The following is a 6,204-nucleotide window of genomic DNA, read 5'->3' on the forward strand; positions in this document are numbered from 1 at the left end:
GATCACCCTGTGGCGGCTTGACCAGCAAAAATAATTCTCGATATACCGTCGCAAGCTGTCCGTCACGTTCTGTGACTGAATCCGGGGTGGGGAGGGCCCGGCGAGATCGGCGCGAGGCGGGGGTTGACAGGCCCGCCGGGGGCGTGTCTTCCTGGATAGGCGACTCCGCCGCCCGGCGGGGCTGCGGCCATCACTCCGGATGCGACTCCGGGGTGTGGCCTAACCAAACGACCTGTCGAAAGCAGGTGATTGGCTATGGGCCATGCTGCCCTGAGCACGTTCATGCATCCACTGGCGGGGGGAAGAGTTCTCCCCTGTCCCGCCGACGATCCCTCCACGGCAGTCTCCGATACCGGTCTTGACCTGGGGTTTCCCTGGGGCGGGTGGTGTCCGGACGGGTTGACCGAGCCGGTGATTGATCGCCGCTACGGCGACCTCCTCCACGACGCCCTCGCCGGCCTCGCCGGCCTCGCCGGCCTCGCCGGCCTCGACGTCTCCGACGAGCCGACCGAGCCGACCGATCCGTCCGAGGCGGCCGGTGGGGCGGACGCGGCTGGGCTGGTTGTGTTCTTCTCCCCGCGGGTTCCTGCTGGTCAGGGCCGTGTCGCCGGTGGTGAGGCGGCATGAACGCCCTACTCCGCACCACCGCCCGGGGCCTCGCCGACCGGGCTGCCGAGATCATCATCGTCGGCGCCCTGACCGGCGCGACCCTCGCTGTGACCTGGTGGTTCGCCATCCCGACCGTCCTCGCCGCCGCGTGGTGGGTAGCGGTCGAGGTGCGCCTGTGGCGCGCCCAACGAGCCGCAACCGCAGCGACCAGGGCCGCCGACCTGCCGTCGGCAGCGGCCCGCTCAGCGGCCACTGAGCTGCCCGCTGAGTCGTCTTCTGAGCCAGTTTCGGCTGGTCAGACGGGTGCAGGGAGGGCCGGGGCATGACCACCACGAACTCTTCCCCGCACTCGTGGGCCTCAACGCGCGCCGCCGAGCGACGGGAGGCCCGCGCGCTGGAGGCGCGTCTCGCTCGTGAGGACGCTGACGCCGCTGCCCGACGCCGTATCGAGGTCGAAACCGCCCGCGGGGAAAAGGCACGCGCCGACCGCGACCACGCCGACCAGCGCCGCGCCGAACGGGCCGCAGCACGCACCCAAGCCCGGGCTGCCCGCCGAGCGAAGGCTTTGACCTGGGCATCCACCCACGTCGTGGAGCTGCTGATCTACCCGATCGCGCTCCTCTCCTTCACTCTGGCTGCACCCGCGATGGCCGCCTACGGCACCACTCTCTACGGCCCACTCGGTGTGCTGCTGGCCGGGATCACCGAACTCGGCATGTGGGCGTTCGCTCTGGCCGTTCTCGCCTCACGCCACCAGCACCCGACCCGCTCGGTCGTCGGGTTGCAGGTCGGGGTCGTGGTGTTCGCCCTGGTCGCAGCCGGGATGAACCTGGCCCACGGCCTCGAACAGGGCCTCACCGCCGGAGTCGTGATGGCGGTCGTGTCCATCGCCGGCGTCGCCGCCCACCAACTCACCCTCGCCGGGACACCCCGGTCACGGACCGAGCGGCGGGCCGCGCGCCGGGCCGGGCGCCTGGACCGGCTGGTCGAGGTGAAGACCGACCGAGCCCGCCGCCTCGCCATCGCCGACGCCACCGCGGTCATCGGCCCGGACGGCACCGCTGAACTGACCTACCGGCCCGGCGCCTACCAAGTCCGTCGCCGCGCCCTCGCCCCGACCGGCCCGATGACCGCGACCGCGACCGCAGCCGCCGAAGGCCAGGACAGCGACGGGGACGGTGACTGGGACTGGGATGCCGCTCTGACCGCGCTCACCCACGGCCACCTCTACGACCCGTGGACCGATCCCGACCTCCCCTCACGGGTCGACCCGTGGGTCGACTCCCACCTCGACGATGATCTTGGCGGCGGAGTCGACCTCCTCGACCCACCGGCGCCGGAGCTGGGTGGGGAGTCGAGGCCTGACCTGCAACAGTCGAGGTCGACAAGATCAACGTCGAGGGCCGGGGTCGACCCCGACCATGATCTTGAAACCGGGTCGACTCCACGGTCCCTGGATGATCTTCGTCGTCAGCTCCGGGCAGCCGTCGGTCACGGCCGGGTCGACCCGACCTCGGCCGAGTCGATCCGGCGGGTGCTGCGCTGCTCCGCCGCACGCGCCCGCGCCCTGCGCGACGAACACCGCGATGAGAACGGCGGTGACCAGCGATGAACCACGACAACCGCGACGACCAGACCGGACGCGGGAAGGACAGTGGTGGCGCCAGCCCGACCCACCACGACAGAGAAGACGCGCTGGCGCCGGTCATCACCCTGCACCACCACACCGACACCTCCACCACCGACACCGGCAGCCCGGTCGTGGTCGAGGGCGAGGTCATCAGTAGTTCTGCGGTGGTGTCGCCGGTCCGGTCGCGGCGGGAGCTCTACCGCTGTGACGTCACGACGGCACACCGTCACACCGTCGCTGTCGCCACCTCGACGACCACCATCACGACAGGGAAGGCGCTGGTCAGACACACGTGGTTCGTCCTCGCCGGGGCTGGTGTCCTCTGGACCCGGTGGCGCGACACCCACGGCACCACCCGCTACGAACGCCAGATGCGCGCCGCCGAAGCCGCCTGCGACCAGGACCGGCTCCTGGAGTGGGAAGCCCGTGACGTCGCCGAAAAAGCCCGCCGGCATGGGCGGGTCATGGACTGGATCAACGCACCACTGGCCTGGCTCAAAGCGGCCGGGACCGCAGTGCTGAGTGTGCTCGGGCTGCTGGTCGGCCTCGGGGTCGTCCTCGCCCTCGCCACCAAGGACATCACCCAGGTCATCGCCCCCATCGTCGCCGTGATCGACGCCGTGGCCTGGACCGTCGCGTTCGTGACCATCTACGGCTCCCTCCTCGGCGCTCTAGCAATGACCGGAGCGGTCGTGGGTCTGTGGGCGCTCGGGAAGGCCCGCACCGACGCCCCGGCATGGGTCGCTCCGGGCGGGCAGCGGCCCGTCGATGACACGGTCACACCATCGAAGACCGTCATCGCGTTGCGCGACCTCGGCATCCCCACCCTGACCAGGGCCATCAAACGCTCCGAGGACGCGGGCGGGGCCATGCTGTCCCCGATCCGGATCGCCGGAGCCGGAGTCGAGGTCGACATCCGGCTGCCCTCCGGAGTCGCCACCAGCGACATCCAGTCACGGCGCCGCAGGCTCGCCGAGAACCTCGACCGCCACGAACACGAACTGTTCATCACCGTGCCCGCACCCCGCACCGTGCGGCTCTGGGTCGCCGATCCCGGCGCCCTGGACGAACCCATCGGCCCATCACCGCTGGTCACCGACCCCGACGGAGTCCGCGCCGACATCTACACCGGCCACGCACCCTGGGGCCGCGACCTCCGCGGACAAACCCGCTCGATCTCCCTGCTCCAGTCCCACCTACTCATCACCGGCCTGTCCAACCAAGGCAAAACCGCCGCGCTGCGCGCGTTGGCGCTGTGGGCGATGTTCGACCCGACCACCGAGTTCCGGATCGCTGACCTCAAAGGCATCGGGGACTGGCACATGTTCGGCACCCTGACCTCGGAACTGGTCGAGGGACCGGCAGATGAACACGTCATCGCCGCCACCGAGATGCTCGAACACGTCGTCGACGAGATGCAACGTCGCCTCGCCTCACTGGACCGTGACCGTTACCCCGACGGCGTCACCCGCGACCTCGCCCGCAAACCCGGCTCCGGGTTCCACCCGCTGTTCGCCATCGTCGACGAAGCCCAACAGGCCTACATGTGTCCCGTCCTCGACACCGACCGCAACCCCTACGGCGGCCGGACCTCCCGATCCCGGTTCTTCATGGCCGTCCGCAAACTCCACAACCAAGGCCGGGCGGTGAACGTGCACCTGTGGCAGGGCACCCAGGACCCGACCGATCAGAACCTGCCCAAACTCGTCCGGGAGGGCGCACACATCCGCGGCTCGCTGGTCGTGGGCACCGAGTCCCAGGCCCGCATGGCAGTGGGAGACAAGGCCGTCGACGGCGGCGCGGCGCCGCACCTACTACGCCAGGGCATCGACAAGGGAACCCTCGTCCTCAACGGCGTCGGGATGGACCTGCCCGCCGGGGAGTCCTCGATCATCCTGCGCACCCACTTCATCAGCGGTGACGAGGCGACCGAGCTGGTCACCCGGGCCACAGCGCAGCGCGCCAAGACCGGACACACCACCGCCGGCCCCGGCACCGGCACCGAACCCGCACCCCACCGGAACCTCCTCGACGACCTCCTGACCGTCATGACCGGACACACCCGGATGCGCACCCAAGAAGCACTCGCCGCGCTCACCACCCTCGACCGCGCCCACTACCAGGCCTGGACCTTCGCCCGCCTCACCGACGAACTCCCCACCACCGCACGCCCCTACAAATCCGACGGCGTCATGGTCCTCAGCACCCACCGCATCCACGACGCCCACACCCACCACCACACCGAACCCACCACCGAACCCATCACCGACAGTGATGGATGCGAAGGTCCCCAGAAGCCCTAGTTCTGACAGGGAGGCAGTCAGGGAGGCGTCAGGGAGGCAGGGAGAACTCCCTGACCGCCTCCCTGACCTCCCTCCCTGACTCCCTCCCCGCCCTGACCTGCACAGACAGTCACCCAGGGAGCCTCAGGGAGGCCAGGGAGGCAACCCACCCCTCCCCCTCTAAACCCCTCATCTGACCAGGGAGAAGGCACCCCCGCGCCTCCCTCCCTCCCCTTTCGCATGCCCACAACAGGAGACAACCATGCCCACACCCAGTCACACACAGTCACTAGTCGGGAGAGTGTGGGGCGGGCTTCCGCATCCGCCGCCGCACCTGTCCGACCCCGACCAGAACACCCACGGCGAAGCCCTGGCCGAGCGGGCCGACGCCCTGGAGGTGATCGCCTTCGTCGACCCGGTCGTCCTCGCCTCCGTGCTGGGCCGCTCCCAGCCGACCGCGCCGCTGCTGGTCGCAGCGAGGGTCGGGGTCGAGGTCGCCGACCTGCGGCACGCCCACTGGATCGCCCTGCGGGACGCCAGCAAGGCCATGTCCGCCGCCTACGCCGAGGCCGGGCTGGCACGGCAGCCCTCCCTCGCCGAGTTGATGCGGCGCCGCTACCCACCGCACGGCGACATCGACGAATGGATCCACGGCCAGGCCGCCGCATGACCACCCCAGCCACAACAACGACGGCCACGACGACCGGTGAGCAGCTGGTCGTGGGCAAGTCGACCCGGACCACAGCCCGCCCCAGCGGGCGAGGACCGGAAGCGACGCGGCAGCACCGCCCCTCACCCGCACACCGCCCCACAACCCGGCTCGCCGTCCAGGTCGCCGACGGCCGTGAGCTGGCTGTGCTGGTCGACGGGCCGTGGCGGGGCCGCTGGTACTGGCGGGCCGACCTCGACGCCATGCAAACCACCGCACACCGCCACCCGCACGGACATCCCGCCGCAGAACTCCGCACCTACGCCCCGACCGGTACCTGGACCGAGCACCCGACCGAGCCCAAAGTGACCGGCCGCGTCTGGCGACACCACCCGCACACCACCCGCCCCGCGACGACCACCAGGAGGAACCCGTGAACACCCACGACGACCACGAACCCGCAGGTCAGGGTCTAGGTGCCGAAACGGGCACCAAGACCGACACCACACCCCTGGCAGCGTCCGACACCACCAGCCCCGCCCCGGTCGGGGCGGTGATCCTCGACGACCTGGAGACCGCGCTCCGGTGCTACGTCTCCCTGCCCTCAGAAGCCGCCGGGGTCGCCGTGGTCCTCTGGATCGCCGCCACGCATGCTCAGCCCGCGTGGGCGCACGCACCGCGGCTGGTGATCCGGGCGCCGGAGAAGCGCTGCGGCAAATCGAGGCTCCTCGACGTCGTCGAAGGCGCCTGCCATGACCCGTTCATCACCGTCAACGCCACCGCAGCCGCGGTCTACCGCTCCATCACGCAAGATCCACCCACGATGCTGGTCGACGAAGCCGACACCATCTTCGGACCCAAAGCCGACAACCACGAAGACCTCCGCGGCCTGCTCAACGCCGGACACCAACGCAACCGGCCCGCGAAACGCTACGACCAGCACAAAAACCGGGTCGAAACGATCTCCACGTTCGCCATGGCAGCCCTCGCCGGGATCGGACGCATGCCCGACACCATCGAAGACCGCGCCGTCA

Annotated in this window: 5 protein-coding genes and 1 pseudogene; all 6 read left to right on the forward strand. The window is 70.1% G+C overall.

Annotated elements, in window-relative coordinates; translation table 11 throughout:
• Nucleotides 1-399 precede the first annotated feature (399 nt).
• Nucleotides 400-627 (forward strand): hypothetical protein, encoded by a 228-nt coding sequence (locus Ae331Ps2_RS31700; RefSeq protein WP_139319180.1) that lies wholly within the window; start codon nt 400-402, stop codon nt 625-627.
• Between the two features lie 571 nt (nt 628-1,198).
• Nucleotides 1,199-2,221: a hypothetical protein gene (locus Ae331Ps2_RS29935; RefSeq protein WP_075550267.1), complete on the forward strand. Its 1,023-nt coding sequence runs from the start codon at nt 1,199-1,201 to the stop codon at nt 2,219-2,221.
• Complete coding sequence (locus tag Ae331Ps2_RS29940) at nt 2,218-4,542, forward strand: FtsK/SpoIIIE domain-containing protein (RefSeq protein WP_075329921.1); 2,325 nt, start codon at nt 2,218-2,220, stop codon at nt 4,540-4,542. Before Ae331Ps2_RS29935 ends, Ae331Ps2_RS29940 begins: the two co-directional genes overlap by 4 nt.
• Nucleotides 4,543-4,783: 241 nt before the next feature.
• On the forward strand, nt 4,784-5,191 hold the full coding sequence (locus Ae331Ps2_RS29945) for a hypothetical protein (protein WP_139319184.1): 408 nt from the start codon (nt 4,784-4,786) through the stop codon (nt 5,189-5,191).
• On the forward strand, nt 5,188-5,607 hold the full coding sequence (locus Ae331Ps2_RS31705) for a hypothetical protein (RefSeq protein ID WP_139319285.1): 420 nt from the start codon (nt 5,188-5,190) through the stop codon (nt 5,605-5,607). Before Ae331Ps2_RS29945 ends, Ae331Ps2_RS31705 begins: the two co-directional genes overlap by 4 nt.
• Nucleotides 5,604-6,204, forward strand: a pseudogene (locus Ae331Ps2_RS29955) (hypothetical protein); the annotation flags it as partial. The gene Ae331Ps2_RS31705 and the pseudogene Ae331Ps2_RS29955, both read left to right, overlap by 4 nt.

Origin of the sequence: Pseudonocardia sp. Ae331_Ps2 (genome assembly GCF_001932405.1) — a bacterium.
Lineage (GTDB): Bacteria > Actinomycetota > Actinomycetes > Mycobacteriales > Pseudonocardiaceae > Pseudonocardia.